Origin of the sequence: Isoptericola croceus, from assembly GCF_029382255.1 — a bacterium.
Taxonomy (GTDB): Bacteria; Actinomycetota; Actinomycetes; order Actinomycetales; family Cellulomonadaceae; genus Isoptericola; species Isoptericola croceus.
Map to the genome: position 1 here is coordinate 25530 of NZ_JARLLG010000013.1, position 20800 is coordinate 46329.

22 protein-coding genes and 1 pseudogene are annotated in these 20800 nt (G+C 73.0%); 18 read left to right on the forward strand and 5 right to left on the reverse strand.

Features of this window, described 5'->3' with window-relative positions:
* Positions 1-12 precede the first annotated feature (12 nt).
* Positions 13-174, reverse strand: a complete 162-nt coding sequence (locus tag PZC42_RS19355; protein WP_277213490.1) for a hypothetical protein — start codon at positions 172-174, stop codon at positions 13-15.
* A 331-nt stretch (positions 175-505) separates the two neighbouring features.
* Between PZC42_RS19355 and PZC42_RS19360 the strand changes: the two genes are divergently transcribed.
* A complete protein-coding gene (locus tag PZC42_RS19360) occupies positions 506-1735 on the forward strand; it encodes a CoA transferase (protein ID WP_277213492.1) in 1230 nt (409 codons plus the stop codon).
* 3 nt (positions 1736-1738) lie between these two features.
* On the opposite strand, the gene PZC42_RS19365 is transcribed toward PZC42_RS19360, so the two are convergent.
* Together PZC42_RS19365 and PZC42_RS19370 are read right to left on the reverse strand one after the other, a co-directional pair.
* The gene (locus PZC42_RS19365; protein ID WP_277213493.1) at positions 1739-2665 is read right to left on the reverse strand and encodes a Ppx/GppA phosphatase family protein; all 927 of its coding nucleotides are present in this window, start codon (positions 2663-2665) and stop codon (positions 1739-1741) included.
* A gap of 195 nt (positions 2666-2860) precedes the next feature.
* A complete protein-coding gene (locus PZC42_RS19370; RefSeq protein WP_277213494.1) occupies positions 2861-4252 on the reverse strand; it encodes a glutamyl-tRNA reductase in 1392 nt (463 codons plus the stop codon).
* A 50-nt stretch (positions 4253-4302) separates the two neighbouring features.
* Here PZC42_RS19370 and hemE point away from each other — a divergent pair, with 50 nt between their 5' ends.
* From hemE to PZC42_RS19400, 6 genes and pseudogenes are all read left to right on the forward strand, one after another.
* Complete coding sequence (hemE, locus tag PZC42_RS19375; RefSeq protein WP_277213496.1) at positions 4303-5406, forward strand: uroporphyrinogen decarboxylase; 1104 nt, start codon at positions 4303-4305, stop codon at positions 5404-5406.
* Positions 5403-6851, forward strand: a complete 1449-nt coding sequence (locus tag PZC42_RS19380; protein WP_277213497.1) for a protoporphyrinogen/coproporphyrinogen oxidase — start codon at positions 5403-5405, stop codon at positions 6849-6851. The genes hemE and PZC42_RS19380 overlap by 4 nt, the downstream gene beginning before the upstream one ends.
* Positions 6852-6915: 64 nt before the next feature.
* A pseudogene (locus tag PZC42_RS19385) lies at positions 6916-7713 on the forward strand (type IV secretory system conjugative DNA transfer family protein); the annotation flags it as partial.
* Complete coding sequence (locus PZC42_RS19390) at positions 7710-7955, forward strand: hypothetical protein (RefSeq protein ID WP_277213499.1); 246 nt, start codon at positions 7710-7712, stop codon at positions 7953-7955. The pseudogene PZC42_RS19385 and the gene PZC42_RS19390, both read left to right, overlap by 4 nt.
* Positions 7853-8194, forward strand: coding sequence for a DUF4913 domain-containing protein (locus PZC42_RS19395; RefSeq protein WP_277213501.1), 342 nt, complete (start codon positions 7853-7855; stop codon positions 8192-8194). Before PZC42_RS19390 ends, PZC42_RS19395 begins: the two co-directional genes overlap by 103 nt.
* Positions 8195-8347: 153 nt before the next feature.
* Positions 8348-9511: a hypothetical protein gene (locus PZC42_RS19400; RefSeq protein WP_277213503.1), complete on the forward strand. Its 1164-nt coding sequence runs from the start codon at positions 8348-8350 to the stop codon at positions 9509-9511.
* A 45-nt stretch (positions 9512-9556) separates the two neighbouring features.
* Here the strand turns inward: PZC42_RS19400 and PZC42_RS19405 are convergent, their stop codons facing one another.
* Positions 9557-9988 (reverse strand): hypothetical protein, encoded by a 432-nt coding sequence (locus PZC42_RS19405; protein WP_277213505.1) that lies wholly within the window; start codon positions 9986-9988, stop codon positions 9557-9559.
* Positions 9989-10056: 68 nt separating this feature from the next.
* Here PZC42_RS19405 and PZC42_RS19410 point away from each other — a divergent pair, with 68 nt between their 5' ends.
* From PZC42_RS19410 to hemL, 8 genes are all read left to right on the forward strand, one after another.
* Positions 10057-10335, forward strand: a complete 279-nt coding sequence (locus tag PZC42_RS19410) for a type II toxin-antitoxin system VapB family antitoxin (RefSeq protein ID WP_277213506.1) — start codon at positions 10057-10059, stop codon at positions 10333-10335.
* Positions 10332-10718 (forward strand): type II toxin-antitoxin system VapC family toxin, encoded by a 387-nt coding sequence (locus PZC42_RS19415; protein ID WP_277213507.1) that lies wholly within the window; start codon positions 10332-10334, stop codon positions 10716-10718. The genes PZC42_RS19410 and PZC42_RS19415 overlap by 4 nt, the downstream gene beginning before the upstream one ends.
* Before the next feature lie 464 nt (positions 10719-11182).
* Complete coding sequence (locus tag PZC42_RS19420) at positions 11183-12178, forward strand: type IV toxin-antitoxin system AbiEi family antitoxin (protein WP_277213509.1); 996 nt, start codon at positions 11183-11185, stop codon at positions 12176-12178.
* A gap of 22 nt (positions 12179-12200) precedes the next feature.
* Positions 12201-13031, forward strand: a complete 831-nt coding sequence (locus PZC42_RS19425; protein WP_277213511.1) for a hypothetical protein — start codon at positions 12201-12203, stop codon at positions 13029-13031.
* 118 nt (positions 13032-13149) lie between these two features.
* Entirely contained in the window at positions 13150-14223 is a 1074-nt protein-coding gene (hemC, locus tag PZC42_RS19430; protein WP_277213513.1) for a hydroxymethylbilane synthase, read from the forward strand.
* Positions 14220-14987 (forward strand): uroporphyrinogen-III synthase, encoded by a 768-nt coding sequence (locus tag PZC42_RS19435; RefSeq protein WP_277213514.1) that lies wholly within the window; start codon positions 14220-14222, stop codon positions 14985-14987. The genes hemC and PZC42_RS19435 overlap by 4 nt, the downstream gene beginning before the upstream one ends.
* Complete coding sequence (gene hemB, locus PZC42_RS19440; protein WP_277213516.1) at positions 14984-15988, forward strand: porphobilinogen synthase; 1005 nt, start codon at positions 14984-14986, stop codon at positions 15986-15988. The genes PZC42_RS19435 and hemB overlap by 4 nt, the downstream gene beginning before the upstream one ends.
* A 43-nt stretch (positions 15989-16031) precedes the next feature.
* Positions 16032-17408 (forward strand): glutamate-1-semialdehyde 2,1-aminomutase, encoded by a 1377-nt coding sequence (gene hemL, locus PZC42_RS19445; protein ID WP_277213518.1) that lies wholly within the window; start codon positions 16032-16034, stop codon positions 17406-17408.
* A gap of 31 nt (positions 17409-17439) precedes the next feature.
* Here hemL and PZC42_RS19450 read toward each other — a convergent pair whose 3' ends face one another.
* Entirely contained in the window at positions 17440-17631 is a 192-nt protein-coding gene (locus PZC42_RS19450; RefSeq protein WP_277213519.1) for a helix-hairpin-helix domain-containing protein, read from the reverse strand.
* A gap of 61 nt (positions 17632-17692) precedes the next feature.
* On the opposite strand from PZC42_RS19450, the gene PZC42_RS19455 reads away from it, so the two are divergent.
* From PZC42_RS19455 to PZC42_RS19465, 3 genes are read left to right on the forward strand one after another with little or no spacing between them, the layout of a single operon-like run.
* The gene (locus tag PZC42_RS19455; RefSeq protein ID WP_277213520.1) at positions 17693-18025 is read left to right on the forward strand and encodes a metal-sensitive transcriptional regulator; all 333 of its coding nucleotides are present in this window, start codon (positions 17693-17695) and stop codon (positions 18023-18025) included.
* Positions 18026-18051: 26 nt separating this feature from the next.
* Positions 18052-18372: a heavy-metal-associated domain-containing protein gene (locus PZC42_RS19460; protein ID WP_277213522.1), complete on the forward strand. Its 321-nt coding sequence runs from the start codon at positions 18052-18054 to the stop codon at positions 18370-18372.
* Between the two features lie 29 nt (positions 18373-18401).
* Positions 18402-20774, forward strand: a complete 2373-nt coding sequence (locus tag PZC42_RS19465) for a heavy metal translocating P-type ATPase (protein ID WP_277213524.1) — start codon at positions 18402-18404, stop codon at positions 20772-20774.
* The last annotated feature ends 26 nt before the right edge of the window (positions 20775-20800 follow it).

The following is a 20800-nucleotide window of genomic DNA, read 5'->3' on the forward strand; positions in this document are numbered from 1 at the left end:
CGGCCGTGCGCGTCAGGAGATGATCTCGTCGAAGAGCCGGGCCCCCTCGCCGTCCATCAGCCCGATCACGTTGCCGGCCGGGTCGGCGAACCAGGCACCGTCCCCGCCCACCATGAATCCTCGGACGATCCCTCGCTCGTCGTGGTCGAAGTTCTCGTACCGGAGCATCTCCACGCCCTTCGCCTCCAGATCGTGAACGTCGCGGGGACGTGGTCCTCCTTCGGGTAGACGAAGAACGCGCTCCCGCCGTCGAGGTGCAGGATCAGGGACTGCTCGACGACCGTCACCCGCACACCCATCACGTCCTCGTAGAACCTCCGGGCCGCGTCCAGGTCGTCGACGGAGAAGCTCGCGAACCCGCGCCGTGTGCTGATCATGAGGCACCTCCACGTGCCAGGGCGGACCCGGGGGCCGGAGGCCCGTGCGGTGAGGGCACCGCCTCCCCCAGGACGCTCCCGCCGGACCGGTCCGGACGGGTGAATTCCGCATGGCATACCGTCGGCCCATGGACCGGCTCGCCGCGACGCTGCCCGTCGCCGACCTCGCCCGCACCGCCGTCGAGGAGCTGCGTTCCGCCGCCCGCCGCGCCGGGGTCGTGGGGCCGCTCGTCGACGCACCGCTCGACCCGACACGGGTCGCGGCGTCCTTCGCCTCGGACCGTCTCCTGCGGGTCGACGGCGAGCCCTGGGCCGGGTTCGCCCCGCACTCCGGGTTCTTCCCCACCTCCGACGGCTGGGTCCGCACCCATGCCAACTACCCGCACCACCGCCGTCGGCTGCTGCGGCTGCTCGGGCTTCCCGACGGCGCCACGCGGGACGACCTCGCTGTCCGCCTGGCGTCGTCGCCGGCCCAGCACGTCGAGGACGCGGCGGCCGACGCCGGGGCGATCGCCGTGCGGGTGCGCCCGGAGGTCGAGTGGCGGGCGAGCGCGCCCGGCCGTGCTGCCGCCGTCGGACCCCTGGTGGCCACGGCGCCACGACCGGACGGCCGGGCCGCCTCGCGGACCGCCCCACCCCTGGCCGGGGCGCGCGTGCTGGACCTGACGCGGGTGATCGCCGGCCCGGTCGCGACCCGCGCGCTCGCGCTGCTCGGCGGCGACGTGCTGCGCGTCGACCCACCGGAGCCGGCCGAGATCGGTGCCCAGCACCTCGACACCGGGCAGGGCAAGCGCTCGACCCTGCTCGACCTGCGCCGGCGCGACGACCACGCACGCGCCCAGGAGCTGCTCGACGCCGCGGACGTCCTGGTCACCGGCTACCGCCCGGGCGCGATCGAGGCCCACGGTCTGCGGGTGCCGCCCGGCACGGTGCACGCCCGCGTCTCCGCCTGGGGCACCGGCGGCCCGTGGGCGGACCGGCGCGGGTTCGACTCGATCGTGCAGGCGGCCAGCGGCATCGCGCTGCTCGAGTCCGCCGACGGCGTCACCCCGGGAGCCCTGCCCGCGCAGGCGCTCGACCACGCCACCGGCTATCTGCTCGCCGCGGGCGCGGTCGGCGCGCTGGCAGCACGAGCACGGGACGGCGCGGGCCGGGACGTCACGGTCTCCCTCACCCGCACGGCCACCTGGCTCCTGGACGCGCCCGGCCGAGACCCGCACCACCCGCCGGCCGAGCCCCCGCCGTCGTCCACCACCGTGACCCACGGGCGGGTGCGGTACGCCCGCCCGGCGCTCCCGGTCGACGACTACCCTGCACCCGCCCGCCCCTGGGGCACCGACCCTCCGCGGTGGGCCTGAGGGTCAGAGGTGGTCGAGGCGCTGCAGGATCGCGCCCTCGCGCAGCGCCCACGGGCAGACCTCCACCTCCATGACCCCCAGCGCAGCCATCGCCTCCTGCGCGACGACGGCGCCCGCGACGATCTGCAGCGCCCGGCCCGGGCCGATGCCCGGCAGCACCGTGCGGTCCGTCGAGGACAGGCGGGCCAGCCGGGGCTCCCAGTCGGCCAGGTGATCGTGCCGCATCCGCCAGCGCTCCCCCGTGCCCATCACCTGGCGCGGCATCCCGGCGAGGCGTGCGAGCGACCGGAAGGTCTTGGAGGTCGCCACGGCGTGGTCGGGTGCGGGGGCGTCGGCGACCGGGCCGACGGCGTCGCGCAGCACCGACCGGGCGTGCTTGCGGAGCTTCTCCACGGCGTCGGGCCGGGGCGGGTCCGCGTCGAGGAGGAACCGTCGGGTCATCCGGCCCGCGCCGAGCGGGACGGAGAGGGCCACGTCGGGCGTCTCGTCCACGCCGGTGGCGATCTCCAGCGACCCGCCACCGATGTCCAGCAGGAGCAGCCGGCCGGCGCCCCACCCGTACCAGCGGCGCGCGGCCAGGAACGTCAGCCGGGCCTCCTCGTCGCCGGCGAGCACCTCGATCGGGACGCCCGCCCGCTTCTCCAGGTCGGCCAGCACCTCGGCCCCGTTGGTCGCCTCGCGCAGGGCCGAGGTGGCCAGCGCCATCGTCTGCTCGATGCCGTGCTCGCGCCCCTCGGCCGCGGCGGACTCCACGGCGCGGCGCAGCTCCTTGACGCCCGCCTTGGAGATCGAGCCGTCCGGCTCCACGTACCGCATCAGCCGCACGGTGGTCTTGTGGCTGGCCTGCGGCACCGGCCGCGCGCCGGCTCGGGCGTCCATGACGAGCAGGTGGACGGTGTTGGAGCCGATGTCGATCACGCCGAGTCGCATGGCGCTCAAACTACCGTGAGCGGCTTGAGGGGAATCGGGTCAGGTGAGGGAGTAGTCCCAGAAGCTGTCCATCGTGCACGCCCTTCCATTCCCGATGAATGGTGCCGAGGCCGCGAGCGCGACCCCTCGTCGGTCACGCTAGCCACCAGAGCGCAGATCGGCCTGGCATAGGCCCGCAGGGTCAGTCCGGCAGGGTCAGTCGGTCGCCGGGACGGGGCGGAGCGACCGTTCCGCGCCGGCGACGACGGCGGCCTCTGCCGCCCGCGCCTCGGCCAGGGCCGTGGCCCGCGCCGCGACGATGCGGCCGTGCAGCGCAGCATGCACCCTGCGGCGCACCGACCGGGCGATCTCCTCCCGGTCGGACTCGGTGGGCGCGTGCCCGAGCGGGGCCAGCTCCGCGGTCAGCCGGTCGACGGCGGCCCCCACCTCGGCCGCCACCTGACGCTCCGCCTCGTCGAGCAGCGCGACGACGGCACCGTCCGCAGCCCGCCCGAGCCGCGTCTCCTCGAACCGTGCGGCGGCGTCCGTGACGATCGCGCGAGCCTGGTCGACGACGGCGCGCTCCGTCGTCGGGGCGTGCGCCGTCAACGAGGCCAGGTCGTACAGCAGCACACCCTCGACGTCCGCGACCGACGGATCCACGTCGCGGTGCAGCGCCAGGTCGAGGATGACCAGGGCGTCGGACTCGGGCTCGTCACCCGCGCGGGCCGCCGCACGGTCACGCGCCCGGGCCACCGAGGCGGCGTCCAGGACGTACTCCAGCGAGGCCTCCGCGCCGGGCGCGCTCGCCGCCGGGGAGCCCGGCCGACGGCCCCGGGCACCGGAGCACGACACCACCAGGTCGGCCTCTTCGAGCGCCTCGACCAGCGACTCCTGGTCCTGCCCGACGGCACCGATCCCGTGCGACGTCGCGAAGTCGGCGGCCCGGCCCGACTGCGAGTAGACGCGGACGTCGTCGCAGCCCCGGGCGCTCAGGGCGGCGACGGCGGCACCCGCGTACGCCCCCGTGCCGATGATGACGGCGCGGACCGCGGGGTACGGGCGCAACGACTCGCCGGCCAGGTCCAGGCCGACGGAGACCAGCGACCGCCCCGCCCCGCCCAACGCGGTGGAGTGCCCGACCTGCTTGGACGTGCGCGACGCCGTCTGGAAGAGCAGCTCCAGCGTCTTGGACGTGGTGCCGTCCGCCCGCGACTCCGCGAGCGCACGCTTGACCTGCCCGGCGATCTCCCGCTCACCGACCACCATCGAGTCCAGGCCCGCCGCGACGGCGAACAGGTGCTCGGCGACCTCGGGGCCGGTGCGGACCGTGAACGAGGTGGCCGCGACCTCTGCCGTCACCCCGGAGGACTCCGCGACCAGCTCGGCGACGTGCCGCGTCGCGTGCCGCACGGTGTCGCCGTCGAGCGGCGCGTCGACGTCCAGGTAGAGCTCGAACCGGTTGCAGGTCGAGATGACCACCGTCCCCTGCACCGGCCGGCACGTACCCACGACGGTGCGTCCCACGGACATCGAGCCTGTGGACAGACGCTCCAGGGCGTCGAGGTCCAGCTCGTGGTGGGAGGCGGTGAGGGAGAGGAGAACCACAGTGCCCCCCACTTTATGATCTACGCCTGCTCAAGGCAGAATCGTGGACCGTGACATCCCCCACGGTGAACGTCAGCAACCTGCCCCCCTCCCACCCCCTGGCGGACGGGCGCACTGCCACGTCCTCGCTGGTCAGCGCGCTGCGGGGTGATCGACCGGCACGGACGCCCGTGTGGTTCATGCGCCAGGCCGGCCGATCGCTGCCCGAGTACCGCGAGGTGCGACAGGGTGTCGGGATGCTGGAGTCGTGCCTGCGCCCGGACCTGGCGGCCGAGATCACGCTGCAGCCGGTGCGGCGGCACGACGTCGACGCGGCGATCTTCTTCAGTGACATCGTCGTGCCGCTCAAGCTCGCCGGGGTGGACGTCGAGATCACCGCGGGCGTGGGCCCCGTCATGGACCGCCCCTACCGGACGGCGCAGGACGTCGACGAGCTCGTCGCCCGCGACCTCGACGACGACGCCCTCGCACCGATCGTGCAGGCCGTCGCGCGCACCGTCGCAGACCTCGGCACGACACCGCTCATCGGGTTCGGCGGCGCGCCGTTCACCCTCGCCGCCTACCTGGTCGAGGGCCGCCCGTCGCGCGACCACCTCGCCGCGCGCACCCTCATGCACGCCGACCCGGAGACCTGGCGCCGGCTCACCGAGTGGACCGCCGACCTGACCGGTCGGTTCCTGCGCACCCAGGTCCTGGCCGGCGCGAGCGCCGTCCAGCTCTTCGACTCCTGGGCCGGCTCGCTGTCCCTGGCCGACTACACGGCGCACGTGGCGCCGTCGTCCACCCGTGCCCTGCGGCACGTGACGGACCTGGGCGTGCCCGGCATCCACTTCGGCACGGGCACCGGCCACCTCCTGCCGGCCATGCGGGACGTGCTGCGCGACGCCGGGATCGGCCACCCGACCGTGGGCGTCGACTACCGCACACCGCTGGACGAGGCCACGGCCCTGCTCGGCGGCGACGTCCCGGTACAGGGCAACATCGACCCCGCGCTGCTCGCCGCACCCTGGCCCGCGCTGGAGGCACACGTGCGCGACGTCGTCGCGCGGGGCGCCGCGGCCCCCGGCCACGTGGTCAACCTCGGGCACGGAGTCCCACCCACCACCGATCCGGCCGTGCTCACGCGCATCGTCGAGCTCGTCCACTCGCTGTGAGCCAGCAGGTCGACGCCGTCGTCGTGGGCGGCGGGATCGGGGGGCTCGTCGCCGCGCGCACGCTCATCGAACGAGGCCTGCGCACGGTGGTGCTCGAGTCGTCGACCCGCCTGGGCGGGCCGGTGCGCGGCGGGAGCTTCGAGTCGCTGCTGCGCGTCCCGATCGACCTCGGCGCCGAGTCCTTCGCCGCGCGTGGCACCGCCGTCGGCGAGCTGGCCGACGAGCTGGGGCTCGACGTCGTCGAACCCGCTCCCCTGTCCGCCTGGGGGTATGCCGCCGGGCAGGCGTTCCCGCTGCCGAGGGCCGGCGTGCTCGGCATCCCTGCCGTGCCGTGGGCACCCGACGTCCGCCGGGCCATCGGCTGGCCGGGCGTCCTGCGCGCCTCGCTCGACCGGGTGCTGCCCCGGTTCGTGGGCGCCGGCGCCCAGGACCTCGGTGCGCTGGTGCGCGCCCGGCTGGGGGCGCGGGCCACGGAGCGGCTCGTGGCACCCGTCGCCACCGGCGTGCACTCCGCCCCCCTCGACCGGCTCGCCGTGGCGGCCGTCGCACCCGGGCTGCTGGACCGGTTCACCGTCGAGGGGTCGCTCACCCGCGCCGTCGCCGCCCTGCGGGCCGCCGCACCGGCGGGTTCGGCGGTGCGCGGCATCGACGGCGGGATGCACGCCGTCGTCGAGGCGCTCGCCGGGCAGATCGCCGCGAGCGCCGAGATCTGGACGGACTCCCCCGTCACGGACGCCACCGGCCCCATCCACACCGCGCTGCGGCTCGGCCAGGAGGTCGTGGGCGTCGACCGGTCCGACGACGGCGGGTGGGTCGTGCGCTCGCGGGCCACGGCCGCCGGGGTCGCGGGCGGTCGCGGGTCGATGCACACGGTCACGGCCCCCCGCCTGGTGGTGACCACTCCGGCCGTCGGGCCGCTGCTGGCGCCGTGGACCGGCGTCGTCCCCGCCCCGGAGCCCGGTGCGGACGTCTGGCTGGTCACGCTGCTGCTGGACGCCCCGGAGCTGGATGCCGTGCCACGCGGTTCCGGGGTGCTCGTGGCGCCCGGTGCCGCCGACGTGCGCGCCAAGGCGCTGACGCACTCCACGGCGAAGTGGCCGTGGCTGGCGGCGCGGGTGCGGGCTGCGGCCGGCGAGGGCATGCACGTGGTGCGGCTGTCCTACGGCCGGATCGGCGAGGAGACGGCGGTGCCGTCGGCCGCCGAGGCCGCCCGCGACGCGTCCGTGCTGCTCGGGGTCCCGCTCACCGACCGCGTGGAGGACCACCTGCTCCAGCGCTGGCACGGGGCGCTGCCCCCGCCGACCCCGGCCTACCGTGCGGACGTCACCGCGCTGAGTGCCGCCGTCGGGCAGATGCCAGGGCTTGCCGTGACCGGCGGCTGGGTGGCCGGGACCGGGCTGGCGGCGATCGTGGCGCACGCCCAGGCGGCCGTGAACGGGTTGTAGTCCGGTCGCCTCGGTACCGGCGCGTCGCCCGGGGTCCCGACCGGGCGCCCCGCAGGCGGTCAGCACCGCCCGGCGGATGGCCTCCTGCCTGACCAACCGGCAGGTCGCCCGCTGGGTCACCCCGGACAGCGCCGCTGACCCGCGCCCGCAGCTGCGCCCCGAGGACTTCGTGCGCGCCGACGGCGGCACGCTCTACTCGCTGTCCAAGGAAGGCCGGGGGACCGCCGGCCCGCTGGTCACCGCGCTCACGGTCGCCGTGGTCGAGTCCGCCGAAGAGCTCGCCGCGCGGTCTGCCGGCGGGCGCCTGGCGACCCCGCTGCTCGGGGTGCTCGACGAGGCCGCCAACGTGTGCCGGTGGCGCGAGCTGCCGAACCTGTACTCGCACTACGGATCGCGCGGCATCGTGCTCATGACGTGCATGCGGTCCTGGTCCCAGGGCGTCGAGGTCTGGGGCGAGTCCGGGATGAGGAAGCTGTGGAGCGCATCGAACGTCAAGGTCTACGGCGGCGTCTCCGAAGAGGCGTTCCTCGAGTCTCTGTCGAAGCTGATCGGCGACTACGACCGGCTGTCGTCCTCGACGTCGTACGGGCGCGGGCAGCGCACCGTGTCCCAGCAGCTGCACCGCGTGCGCATCCTGGACGTCGCCGACCTCGGCGCGCTGCCCAAGGGCCGCGCCGTGGTGTTCGCCTCCGGCTCGCGCCCGACGCTGATCCGTACCGTGCCGTGGATGGCCGGCCCGCACGCGGCCGACGTGCAGGCATCCATCGCCGCGCACGACCCGCAGGCCGAGCGCACGCTGCGTGAGGCGCACGAAGAGCTGGCCGTCGTCGAGGCGGCCGTCGAGGTGGAGGAGGCATCGTGACCGACTGGGCAGACGACGACTACGACGAGACCGGCATCGAGGCACAGCCCGTCGATGTCGACGACGAGCCCGCGGCCTCCGACGCCGGCGAGGTAGCAGAGCAGCCGCCCGCGCTCTACTACGGCTCCGTCGACGAGTCGTGCGCGAGCACCTGCGCTATGTCTACCGCCGCCGGATCCCTGGCCGCGGCGGCTCCGGGCTGCGGTGGGCCGGCGAGTGGTGGAAGTACGACGAAGCCGTGATCCGCCTCGAAGCGCTCTGGCGCGCCTGGGAGCACCTGCGCCAGGACCCCGCCACCGGCATGAGCGTGTGGTGGCGAGACCACCCCAACCACCACATGACCGTCCTCATGAGCCCCGAAGGACCGTTCGCGGACGCCGAGGGCGACACCAACCAGAACAAGGCCGGCGAGCCACTGCCCTACGTCGAACCACCCGAGGGGATGTTCCCCGACGTCCGGGAGGCGACCGAAGCGTACTGATCCCCCCGGGAGGGGATGGGAGGCGAGTGACCGCGTCCTGATGGAGCGCGGCCCCCTCCTACTCTCGCCTCTACTGACCTAGGAAAGACGCCGGACGGCTAGGATCTGGTGTGTCCGGTGTAAACGTGAGCCTAACTGTGCCAGGATCTCGTCATGTTCGAAGTTGACATCGTGAGCGACCCAAGTATGGCGCTGTTTCCCAACGAACCGATCTGGGGACCAGACCTCGCGCGCCTCCGCATGTACGACGAGAACCTGCTAAAGCCTGCGATAATCTTTGCCGAAAAAATAACCCTGAGATCGACGCGCGAAGATCTGCAGGCCTTAAACAAAAGCAAAGCATTTCAGGTGCGCCGGATGCCGATGCGGCAAGTATCCACCGCGGCCGGGATTTCACTTCGAAAAGATCCCGAAGAAATCGATCGGCTCGGACTGAAACGGTCCGATCTAATCCCGGCAGAGGACGCGCTTGGATTCTTCGAAAAAGCATCCGGTGAGGAATTAGTAGCGTTCGGAAAAAAGCATGAAGTCCGGATCATGACGATCACCAATGCACTGGTGAAGGTGCTGCGATCCCGACACGAAGCGCTTTCTGGAGGACTGCTCGACAAAGCAGTCGAACTAGGCATTGTTAGTTCCGAGGGCTGGACCGTGGAAGGACACGACCCGTGGTCGCTTGCCTGGAGCGAAGAGGAGGACTTCTGGTCAGATGGCGCCATTAGCGTCGCAGAAATGCTTTCGCAGGCAAATGGCGCAATCATGCTCGACTCGGGCGCAAGTCAGTCACTCGGCAGCGTGGCGAAATTCAGCCCGGCACCCACGAACGACCTGCCTGGGCTGCTGGCTCATGGCATGCTCACCAAGCTTCCCGGACTACAAGAAGTCCCACTCGATGAACTCATCGATATTAGAGATGATTTGGATGATTACATTACGCCATTTCGAGCCGCGATGGCTGATATGGCGCAAGAGATCACGGTCAGCAGTGGTGCGGAAAGTTCGCTCGAAGTCGAAATCGAGCGTCGGTGGACAACAAGCGTCGCCCCTGCACTGGCAGAGATGCGACACAAGGCTCGCTCCGAAAGCTACCCACGAGCACTCCTAGACGCCATCTCTGGCGATACCAGTTCCCTAATCGCCGCAACATCCTCTGTCGCATTGGCGGCAGGAAGCATTTCGGTTGGCGTAGCCACGTTACTCCCCGCAGCTGCAGCGGCCTCTTATCCGTTTGTTAGAGCACTGAGTAAGAGGCTCGCCTCGCGGGACGAAATGCGCAGAAATCGACTCTACCTCATGTACAGAGTCAAGCACAGGTAACGCACTCTGCTGCTGCTGCCAGTGTCAGTCAGCGAGTCATTCGCCCTAGCGGTCGAGCCCTGCACGCTGGGCCTGGGCGGGACGGCCACGGCCACGGCGAGCCCTCGGGGCATTCGCCTTCTGCGCACTGGCTGCCGTCGCCCCAGTGGCGGGCTGGGCCTGGCTGACGTCGGCACGCATCCGGGTGGCGATCAGCTCGTGGTCGAGGCCTTTGCCTTCGAGGTCGCGCGCGGTGGCGTCGCGGCGTTCGGCGGTGTCGTACATCGCTCGTCCGTCCTCGCGCGCGTGGTCCCCGGCGGCTTCATGCTGCTCGGCCTGCGCGGCGGCGCGGATCCGCTCGTCCGGGTCGGGCTCGTGCTCGGCCGCGGCGTGCCGGTAGGTCTGTGCCGAGCGGGACAGCGCCTCGGACGCCGCGGCGAGGTCGCCGGGCGTTTGTCGCGCGACGGTGGCCCCCGTGTAGCGGTCCTCGACCAGCACCGGAATCAACCACGATGGCCATGGAGCCTACTGGTAGAAGTCTTCCGAGTCCTAGGTAGACTTCTACCATGGGCCTCAATATCAAGAACGAGCACACCCACCAGCTAGTGCGCCGTCTTGCCGACCTGACCGGCTCGTCGCAGACGAGCGCCGTCGAGGACGCGGTGCAGCGACGGCTCGAGGAGCTGCTCGCGGAACGAGGCGACGGTGCCCGCGAGCGCGCGGAGCGCCGGGACAGGGTCGACGGCCTGCTCGCCGACGTGCGCGCCGATCTCACCGACGAGGATCGGGCCGCGCTGCGCGGGGCGGACACCGACCTGTACGACGACGCCGGGATGCCCGCGTGATCGTCGACACGTCCGCGGTGGTCGCTCTGTTCCTGGGCGAGCCCGAGGCCGACCGGATCGTCGATCTGCTGCTCGACCGCCCGGCGGCCATGTCCGCAGCCACCCTCGCCGAGCTGGGGATCGTCGTCGGCCGGCTCGCTCCGCAGCATGCCCGGCGGCTCGACGAGCTGCTGGTCGAGTGGGAGGTCGAGGTCGTCCCGTTCACGGCGTCGCAGGCGAGGATCGCCCGCGACGCCTACCGGGACTTCGGCAACGGCAGTGGTCATCCAGCGCGGCTGAACCTGGGCGACTGCTTCACGTACGCCCTCGCGGCCGAGCGCCACGACGACCTGCTGTTCGTGGGTGACGACTTCACGCACACGGGGTTGCGGTCGGCACTCTGACCGCACCGGTCGTCGTCAACGCCACCGGCTCCCGCAGCCCGCGCAGGTTCAGGGTCAGCGAGGCTGACCTCCCAGGCAAAGATCGGTATCGCCGCGAACGACGCCCAGGAATGAATCCAGGACGGGACGAGGCGGTGGCGGCGCGGGGAGCGCATCATGGAGCCGGTGCCGACGATGGCGAGGAGCACGTCGAGCAGGACCCGAGCGTCTGCGTCGCCACGGGTCCGTCCTGGTCACCCACTCGGGTTCGGCGAGCAGGACGCCGTCGGGCCGGGGTGCGACGACGAAGCCGAGTTCGCCTTCGGCTGCACGATGCCGGGTGGGAGACGTCAGCCATACGGCGCTGCCACGCCGCAGAACACTACGCTTGTCCAGCCGGAATGGACGTCTAGTCCAACTGGACGTCCTGTTGAACAAGACGTTCAGTTCGACGATACACTGAGGTCGTTGCAAGGAGGAACGCCATGGGAGCGTTGCACGCGCTCGTCGAGCGGATCGCAGAACGGTGGCGCGACGACGGGGTTCAGCTGTCCTTCGACGGGCCCATCGCCCAGATCGAGGTCGACGGGACCTCGCTGACGCGCCGGTGGTGGTGGATCGACGCCGAGAACCCCGACCACCGCCGAGCTCTGCGCATGTCCAGCAGTCTCGAGGACGTCCTGCTCATCGGCGACAGAATCCCCCTGTCGCTCGCCGAACGCGCGCGACGGCACAACGGCTGGTACATCGACGCCTCGGGCAATGCCTACGTTCGCGCTCCGGGCGTGCACATCGACGTCCGCGGCCGCCGAACCGCGGCACCGGCCAAGCCGAAGAGCGGTCTGACCAACGCACGAGAGACGAACCTCATGAGCGCGCGGCGCGCCCAGGTCATCTTCTGCCTGTTCACCTGGCCCGATCTCGTGACCATGCCGATGCGCACCATCGCTGAAGCATCCGGTGTATCGCACGGCGTTGCGCACAGCACCATCAAGGCCCTCACCGACGAGCACTACCTGCTACCTGGGTCCGCCAGCCTCACACGCCAGGATGAACTGCTCGACCGATGGGCGACGGCCTTCCCGCTCGGACTCGGGCGATCCCTCGAGCTCGGTCAGTTCGTGGGAGAGCCCGATCCCCAGGCGTGGGTGGCGGCGGGACATGATGTCTACGTCAGCGGCGAACATGTCGTCGACGGACTTCATGGACCCAACCTCACGCTCTACGTGGGGGAGCTGGAGCCAGCCCTGATCGCACGGTCGCGCTGGCGACGCCCTGATGCCGGGAGAGCGGCCAACATCGTCGTGCGCCGGACGTTCTGGAGAGAACTACGGTCGCCGCTCGACGACCGCGGCGATGCACCAGCGATCCACAGGGCGCCGGCGCTGCTCGTCTACGCCGATCTCCTCGCGTCTCGAGAACCACGGCAGCGCGAGGCCGCGCGGGCGATGCGGGGAGGACTCCTTGAACACAGCGGCTGAGGGTTTCCTGCAGAAGTCCGTCGTGGCCGCGGTGCTGCGTGAACTCAGGAGCATCTACCCGGATCTCCCTCAGGTCATGATCGTCGGAGCCATCTGCCGCGATGCCCTGCACCATGCCTGCGGACACGATTTCGCACTCCGTCGGACCGATGACCTCGACATCGCACTCGCCGTCAACGACTGGGCCCACTACCGGTCGCTGACCCACCGCCTGGAGCCGGTGGCCGGTTCGACGTCCCGCATCCGGTTCCTCGTAGCCGGCATGCCGGTCGATCTCATGCCCTTCGGGGAGAACGTCGAGCAGCCCGACGGAGAGGTGACCCCGGCACCCCGCCAGGACGCGATGAGCGTGTTCGGCTTTCAGGACGTCTGGAAAGACTCCACGGCCTTCGACGTCGCAGACGCCGGAACCGTGCGGCTCCCGACCGTCACTGGGTACACGTTGCTCAAGCTCAGGGCCTGGCTCGACCGGATCGAGCACCACAACGACAAAGATGGCCCAGACCTCGCCTGCGCGATGTACTGGTGCGTCGACCCGAGGAGCGAAGGCACATTCAGCTCCTTGGTCCGCGATCGGCTGTACGACACCGAAGCTGGTCAGGCTCATCTCATGGCATGCGAGTTCGACGAAGCAACCGCCGCGGTGCGTCAGCTCGCAACAGACGCCATCGGTCTATTGAGCCCAGGCCGCAGGGCGGTTCTCCGCCGCGACTGGGCGACCGGGCCGGAGGACGCCGTGCTGGCAGGAAGCCTGGCGAACACCCAGCTGCTCGGTTGGCCACGTTATGGGGACGAGCAGTTGAGGCGCTTTGCCGCAGCGGTGAGACAAGCCCTCACCGAGCAGTCATCGTGACAGCCCGGGAACCCGCTGCCATCCGACCCCGGAGGCCACACCTCTCGTGTGCGCCGGACCGGCGAGGACGACGAGGACATCGCCGAGTCACTGCCCACGATCACGCCGCACGGCGCACATGCGTGACAATGGAGCGGTGACCACCCCCGCACCCGCCCCGCTGCGCCTCGGCACCCGCGGCAGCGCCCTGGCGACCACCCAGTCCGGCCTGGTCGCGCGCCGCCTTGAGACGCTCCTCGACCGGCCGGTCGAGCTGGTCCGGATCAAGACCGAGGGCGACGTCAAGACGGGCTCGCTCGCCTCGCTCGGGGGCACCGGCGTGTTCGTCACCGCGCTGCGCGACGCCCTCGCGAACGACCTGTGCGACATCGCCGTGCACTCGCTCAAGGACCTGCCGACCACGCCCGCCCCGGGCCTGACGTACGTCACCCCGGAGCGCGAGGACCCTCGCGACGCGCTGTGCGCCCGCGACGGGCTCACCCTCGACACCCTGCCGCGCAACGGTCTGGTCGGCACCGGCTCGCCGCGCCGCGCCGCGCAGCTCCAGGCGGCGCGCCCCGACCTGGAGATCGTCGACATCCGCGGCAACGTCGAGACCCGGCTCGCCCGCGCCCTCGGCCCCGAGCCGGACCTCGACGCCGTCGTGCTCGCCTTCGCCGGGCTCACCCGCCTGCACCGCACCGAGGTGGTCAGCGAGGTGCTCGACCCGCTGGTCGTCGCGCCCGCACCCGGGCAGGGCGCGCTCGCCGTCGAGGCCCGCACCGACGCCCTCCTGCCCGACACCGCGCCCGACGGCGCCACCGCCGGGCTGGCCGCGGCCTTCGCCGCGCTCGACCACCGGCCCACCCGGCTCTCCGTCACTGCGGAGCGTGCCGTCCTCGCCCGTCTCGAGGCCGGCTGCGCGGCACCGATCGGCGCTTACGCCCGGCTGGAGGACGACGGGCTCGCCCTCTCCGCCGTCGTCGCCTCGCTGGACGGCACGCAGCAGCTCAAGCACACCGCCCGCGTGGAGATCAGCCCGACGACGTCGCCCGCGGACGCCGACGACGCCGCCCGCTCCCTGGGCGTGCGCGTCGCCGAGCGGCTGCTCGTCGACGGCGCCGCCCGCCTCGCCCCGCTCTCGCCGGCCGAGCCCGCACCACCGGAGCCCGCCCGGGCACCCACCGGGACGGACGACCCGGAGGGCGCGTGACCGACCTGTCCGGGCGGACCGTCCTGCTGCCCCGGTCCCCCGCACGCGCGGCCGGGCTGGCGGCGTTGCTGCGCGACGCCGGGGCCGAGGTCGTGATCGCCCCGGTGATCGAGCGGGCGCCGGCCGAGGACCACGGCGCGCTCGCGGCCGCCGTCGCCGACGTCGTGGCGGGCCGGTACGCCTGGGTCGTGATCACCAGCGTCAACGCGGTCGACGCGCTCACCGGCGTGCCCGGCGTGCGCGGTTCCGGGCCGGGCATCGCGCTCGCCGAGGCGCCCGTCCGGTGGGCCGCCGTCGGACCGGCGACGGTGCACGCCCTCGCCGAGGCGGGGATCACCACCGAGCTGGTGCCCGACGGCGAGGCCTCGGCCGACGGTCTCGTCGCGGCGTTCGCGGCGCTGCCGCCGGAGAGCGCCGGAGCCAGGATCCTGCTGCCGCTCGGCGACCGGGCGCGGCCCACCCTGCGCGACGGCCTCGCCAGGCTCGGCTGGACGCCCGACGTCGTGACCGCCTACCGCACCGTCCGCTCGTCGCTGCCGCACGACGTCGCCGGCGGCCGCTACGACGTCGTGGTCGTGACCTCCGGGTCCGTCGCCCGCGAGATCGCCCACCAGCACGGCACCGCCACGCCCGTCGTCGCGATCGGGCGGCCGTCCGCCGAGGCCGCGCGCGACGCCGGGCTGACCGTCGCCGCCGTCGCCGACCAGCCCACGGACGCGGCGCTCGCCGCCGCCGTCCGCACCGCCTGCCAAGGAGAACCATGAGCACCTCGGGGATCGTCCACCGGCCGCGGCGCCTGCGCGTCACGCCACGCATGCGTCGCCTCGTGGCCGAGCAGCGGCTGCACGCGGCCGACCTCGTGCTGCCGCTGTTCGTCAAGGAGGGCATCTCCGAGCCGGTGCCGATCTCGTCCATGCCCGGGCAGGTGCAGCACACCGAGGCTTCGCTGCACGACGCCGTCGCGGCGGCCGCGCGCGCCGGGCTCGGTGGCGTGATGCTGTTCGGCATCCCCGCGGTGCGTGACGCGCGCGGGTCCCAGGCCGAGGCGCCGGACGGGATCCTGCAGCGCGGGATCCGGATCGCGCGGGGGGCCGTGGCCAGGGTCGAGGCGGAGACCGGCCGACCAGGTCCGGTGGTGATGGCGGACACCTGCCTGGACGAGTTCACGGACCACGGGCACTGCGGCGTGCTGACCGACGACGGCACCGTGGACAACGACGCGACGCTCGAGCGGTACGGAGCGATGGCCGTGGCGCAGGCCGAGGCGGGGGCGGAGGTCGTCGCACCGTCGGGGATGATGGACGGCCAGGTCGCCGTGATCCGCGATGCGCTCGACGACGCGGGGTTCGCGGACACCTCGATCCTCGCGTACAGCGCCAAGTACGCCAGCCCGTTCTACGGTCCGTTCCGCGAGGCCGTCGACTCCGAGCTGCAGGGCGACCGGCGGACGTACCAGATGGATGCCGCCAACGCCCGCGAGGGGTTGCGCGAGGCCGACCTCGACCTCGCCGAGGGCGCCGACATGGTCATGGTCAAGCCGGCCGGCTCCTACCTCGACGTGCTGCGCGGGGTCGCCGACCGTTCCGACGTCCCGGTCGCGGCCTATCAGGTCTCCGGCGAGTACGCGATGATCGAGGCCGCGGCCGCGAACGGCTGGATCGACCGCAGGGCGTCGGTGCTCGAGTCGGTGCTCGGCATCAAGCGCGCCGGGGCCGACGTGATCCTCACCTACTGGGCGCTCGAGATCTCCTCGTGGCTCGACTGACCGCACCGCGCGAGCACCCCAGCATCCCCACGGAAGGACGACGATGACGGACACGGCAGGCTTCGGCCAGATCGAGACGGCCCTGGTGGACGCCACCCCGCCGGCGGACAACCACGCGGCGTTCGTGCGCGCCCAGGGCGCGATCCCCGGCGGGGTGAACTCGCCGGTCCGGGCCTACGGCTCGGTGGGTGGGGACCCTCGGTTCCTGGCCTCGGCACGCGGCGCGTACGTCACGGACGTCGCAGGGCGCGAGTACGTGGACCTCGTCGGCTCGTGGGGTCCGGCGCTGCTGGGCCACGCGCATCCCGAGGTCGTCGCCGCCGTGCAGGAGGCCGCCGCGCGCGGCCTGTCGTTCGGCGCGCCCACGGTCGGTGAGATCGAGCTCGCCGAGGAGATCCGGCGCCGGGTCCCCGCCGCGGAGCGCGTCCGCCTGGTCTCCACCGGCACCGAGGCGACGATGACGGCGATCCGGCTCGCACGCGGGGTCACCGGACGCCCGCTGGTCGTCAAGTTCGCCGGGTGCTACCACGGGCACGTCGACGCGCTGCTCGCCGAGGCGGGCTCCGGCGTCGCGACCCTGGCGATGCCGGGCACGGCGGGAGTCACCGAGGCGTCCGCGGCGGAGACGCTCGTGCTGCCGTACAACGACCTGGTCGCCGTCGAGGCGGCCTTCGCCGAGCACGGTCCGCGCATCGCCGCGGTCATCACCGAGGCCGCGCCCGCGAACATGGGTGTGGTGCCGCCGTCGGACGGGTTCAACGCCGGGCTGCGCCGGATCACCGCCGAGCACGGGGCCCTGCTGGTCCTGGACGAGGTGCTCACCGGCTTCCGGGTCTCCGAGGCCGGGTACTGGGGGCTGGCGCGCCAGCACGGCGAGGACTGGACGCCGGACCTGTTCACGTTCGGCAAGGTCGTCGGCGGTGGGATGCCGGTGGCGGCGCTCGGCGGGCCCGCCACGATCATGGACCGGCTGGCACCGACCGGCCCGGTGTACCAGGCGGGGACGCTGTCGGGGAACCCCGTGGCCGTGGCGGCCGGCCTGACCACGCTGCGGCTCGCCGACGACGCCGTGTACGCGCGGGTGGCCGCGGTCGCGGACGCCGTGTCGGGAGCCCTGGGCGAGGCGCTGGACGCCGAGGGCGTGCCGCACCGCGTCCAGCGGGTCGGCTCGCTGTTCTCGGTGTTCTTCGGCGAGGCCGCCGCCCGCGACGGTGTTGCCTCCTATGCCGACGCGCAGGCGCAGGACGTCTACCGGCACGGGCCGTTCTTCCACGCGATGCTGGACGCCGGAGTCAACCTGCCGCCGTCGGTGTTCGAGGCGTGGTTCTGCTCCGCGGCGCACGACGACGCCGCGGTGGACCGCATCCTCGAGGCGCTCCCGGCGGGCGCGCGGGCAGCGGCCACGGCCCGCCCCGCGTAAGGTCTGCGCGAGCCGTCCGGGGGCGGGCGCGTCAGCGTTCGGCGCGCGCCTCGGTCAGCAGCCGGACTGCCTTGGGTCCGACGCCGTGCAACGCCAGCAGCTCGTCGAGCCGGTCGGGCAGGTCGTCGAGCGTGCGGTGGCCCGCGTGGAGCAGCGCGCCCGTGGCGGGGCGTCCGATCTTCACGCCGTCGAACACCGGGCCGGCGTCTGCGTCGTCGCTCATCCGCCCATCCTCCCTCTTGCCCGCCCCTTGACAACATACCCCCTAGGGGTACGGTGGAGGGATGGACGACACCGCGCCCGGCCAGCACGACGCGCCCGACACCCACGACGGGTCGCACGGCTACGCCTCCGACAAGGCCGCGTACCTCAAGCGTATGCGGCGCATCGAGGGACAGGTGCGCGGGATCGCCCGCATGATCGACGAGGACGTCTACTGCATCGACATCCTCACGCAAGTGTCCGCCGTCACGAAGGCCCTGCAGTCGGTCAGCATCGCGCTGGTCGAGGACCACCTCGGGCACTGCGTCGTCGACGCAGCCCGCGAGTCCGACGAGGCCGGGGCCGCCAAGGTCAAGGAGGCGTCCGCCGCCATCGGCCGCCTCGTCCGCAGCTGAGCACCACCACCCACCGAGGAGCATCGATGAGCACCGTCACCACTCTGGGCGTCACCGGCATGACCTGCGCCAACTGCGTCGCCCACGTGACCAGCGACCTCGAGTCCGTCGACGGCGTCGAGCACGTCAGCGTCGTGCTCCAGGTCGGCGGGGAGTCCGAGGCCACCGTCTTCTCCCGCGAGCCGCTCGACGAGCAGGCGCTGCGTGACGCCGTGGACGAGGCCGGCTACGCCGTCGCCTCCCTCACCGTGCAGCCGGACGCCCTGCGCGAGCAGTCGGCAGAGCAGGCCGCGGGCCGCCAGCGCGCCCACGACGAGGCTGCGCACCACGCCGGGGCGAGCGAGTAGCCCCTCCTCGGCACCCCCTGAGCTCGCCCGTGACCACCAGCACGCCGGCCACCTCCGCTGACGCGGAGGTCGACCTCGCCATCGAGGGCATGACCTGCGCCTCGTGCGTCGCCCGCGTCGAGAAGAGGCTCACCCGGCTCCCGGGCGTCGAGGCCACCGTGAACCTGCCCTTGGAGAGCGCGCACGTGCGCCGCCCCCAGGGCGTCACGGACGCCGACCTCGTGCAGGCCGTCGCGGCTGCCGGGTACTTCGCGACCGTCACCCGGTCGCACTCCGAGGACCCCGCGCCTGACGCCGATCACGTCCACACCGAGTACCGCGGGGACGACCTGTGGCGCCGGCTGCGCGTCTCGGCCGTCCTCACCGTGCCCGTCGTGCTGCTCTCGATGGTCCCGGCCTGGCAGTTCGCCGGCTGGCAGTGGGTCGTGGCCGTCCTGGCGCTGCCCGTCGCGACGTGGGGCGCCTGGCCCTTCCACGTCGCGGCGGCCCGGGCGGCGCGGCACGGCACCTCGACGATGGACACCCTCGTCTCGATCGGTGTCGTCGCGGCGACCCTCTGGTCGCTGTGGGCGCTGCTGCTCGGCGGCGCCGGCGAGCTCGGCGCGTCGATGCGGATGTCACTCGTCCCGTCGCGCGAGCACGCCGGCGCCCCGGAGCTCTACCTCGAGGTCGCCGCCGTCGTCACGACGTTCCTGCTGGCCGGGCGCTACGCCGAGCACCGGTCCAAGCGTCGAGCGGGCGACGCCCTGCGGTCCCTGCTCGAGCTCGGCGCCAAGGAGGCCGAGCGGGTCGTCGTCGGCCCCGACGGCCGGCCCGTCGCGTCCGGCGACGGCGCTCGTAGCACCGAACGCGTCGCCGTCGCGGCGCTGCGCGCCGGCGACCTGTTCACCGTGCGCCCGGGCGAGAAGATCGCCACCGACGGCGAGGTGGTCGAGGGCACCTCCGCCGTCGACGTCTCGCTGCTCACGGGCGAGCCGGTGCCGGTGGACGTCGGCCCGGGCGACCCCGTCACGGGCGCCGCCGTGAACAGCTCCGGGCACCTGCTGGTGCGCGCGACCCGGGTGGGCGAGGAGACCACGCTGGCCCAGATCGGGCGTCTCGTGGCACGGGCGCAGACCGGCAAGGCCCCGGTGCAGCGGCTCGCAGACCGCATCTCGGCCGTGTTCGTGCCGATCGTCCTGGTGCTCGCCGTCCTCACGCTGGGCGGCTGGCTGCTCGCCGGCGCGGGCGCGCAGTTCGCGTTCACCGCGGCCGTGGCCGTGCTGATCATCGCCTGCCCGTGCGCGCTGGGGCTCGCCACCCCCACCGCGCTGCTGGTCGGCACCGGCCGCGGGGCCCAGCTCGGCGTCCTCATCAAGGGCCCGGAGATCCTGGAGTCCACCCGACGCGTCGACACCGTGGTGCTCGACAAGACCGGCACGGTGACGGCCGGTGCGATGGCGCTCGAACGCCTCGTGCCCGCCGACGGCGTGGACCCGGACGACGCGCTGCGCTACGCCGCCGCCGTGGAGGACCGCAGCGAGCACCCGATCGCGCGGGCGGTCGCCGACGCGGCGCCCACGGCCGGCGCGGAGGCAGCGGCCGGGGCCGACGGCGTCACGGTCGGTGCGCTGCAGGTGTTCGACTTCCGCTCGACGCCGGGCGGAGGCGTCGAGGCCGTCGTCCGGACGGCCCACTCGGGCCTCGGCACCGAGCTGTCGGGCGGGCTCACCGCGCGGCGGGTCGCGGTCGGCCGGCTGGGCTGGCTCGACGAGACCGGCGCACGGGTCCCGGACGAGGTGCGCGACGCCGTCGGGCGCACCGAGCGCGACGGGGCGACCGCCGTCGTCGTCGCCTGGGACGGCACCGCGCGCGCCGTGCTCGTGCTGCGCGACCCGGTCAAGCCCACCTCCGCCCGGGCCGTGGCCGAGCTGACCGCCCTCGGGCTGCACCCGGTGCTGCTCACGGGCGACTCCGAGGGTGCGGCGCGGGCCGCGGCCGCCGAGGTCGGGATCGACGAGGTGATCGCCCGCGTCCTGCCCGCCGACAAGGCCGAGGTGGTGGCGCGGCTGCAGCGCGAGGGGCGCACGGTGGCGATGGTCGGCGACGGCGTGAACGACGCCGCGGCGCTCGCCGTCGCCGACCTCGGTCTCGCGATGGGCACCGGCACGGACGTGGCCATCGAGGCCGGCGACATCACGCTGGTGCGGGGCGACCTGCGGGCGGCGGCGACGGCGGTGCGGCTGTCCCGCCGGACGCTGCGGGTCATCAAGCAGAACCTGTTCTGGGCGTTCGCCTACAACGTGGCGGCGATCCCGCTGGCGGCCGCAGGGCTGCTCAACCCGATCATCGCCGGCGCGGCGATGGCGGCGTCATCGGTCATCGTGGTGACCAACTCGCTGCGCCTACGCCACGCCGGCTGACCCTGCACCGCCCGCCCCGACCGTTG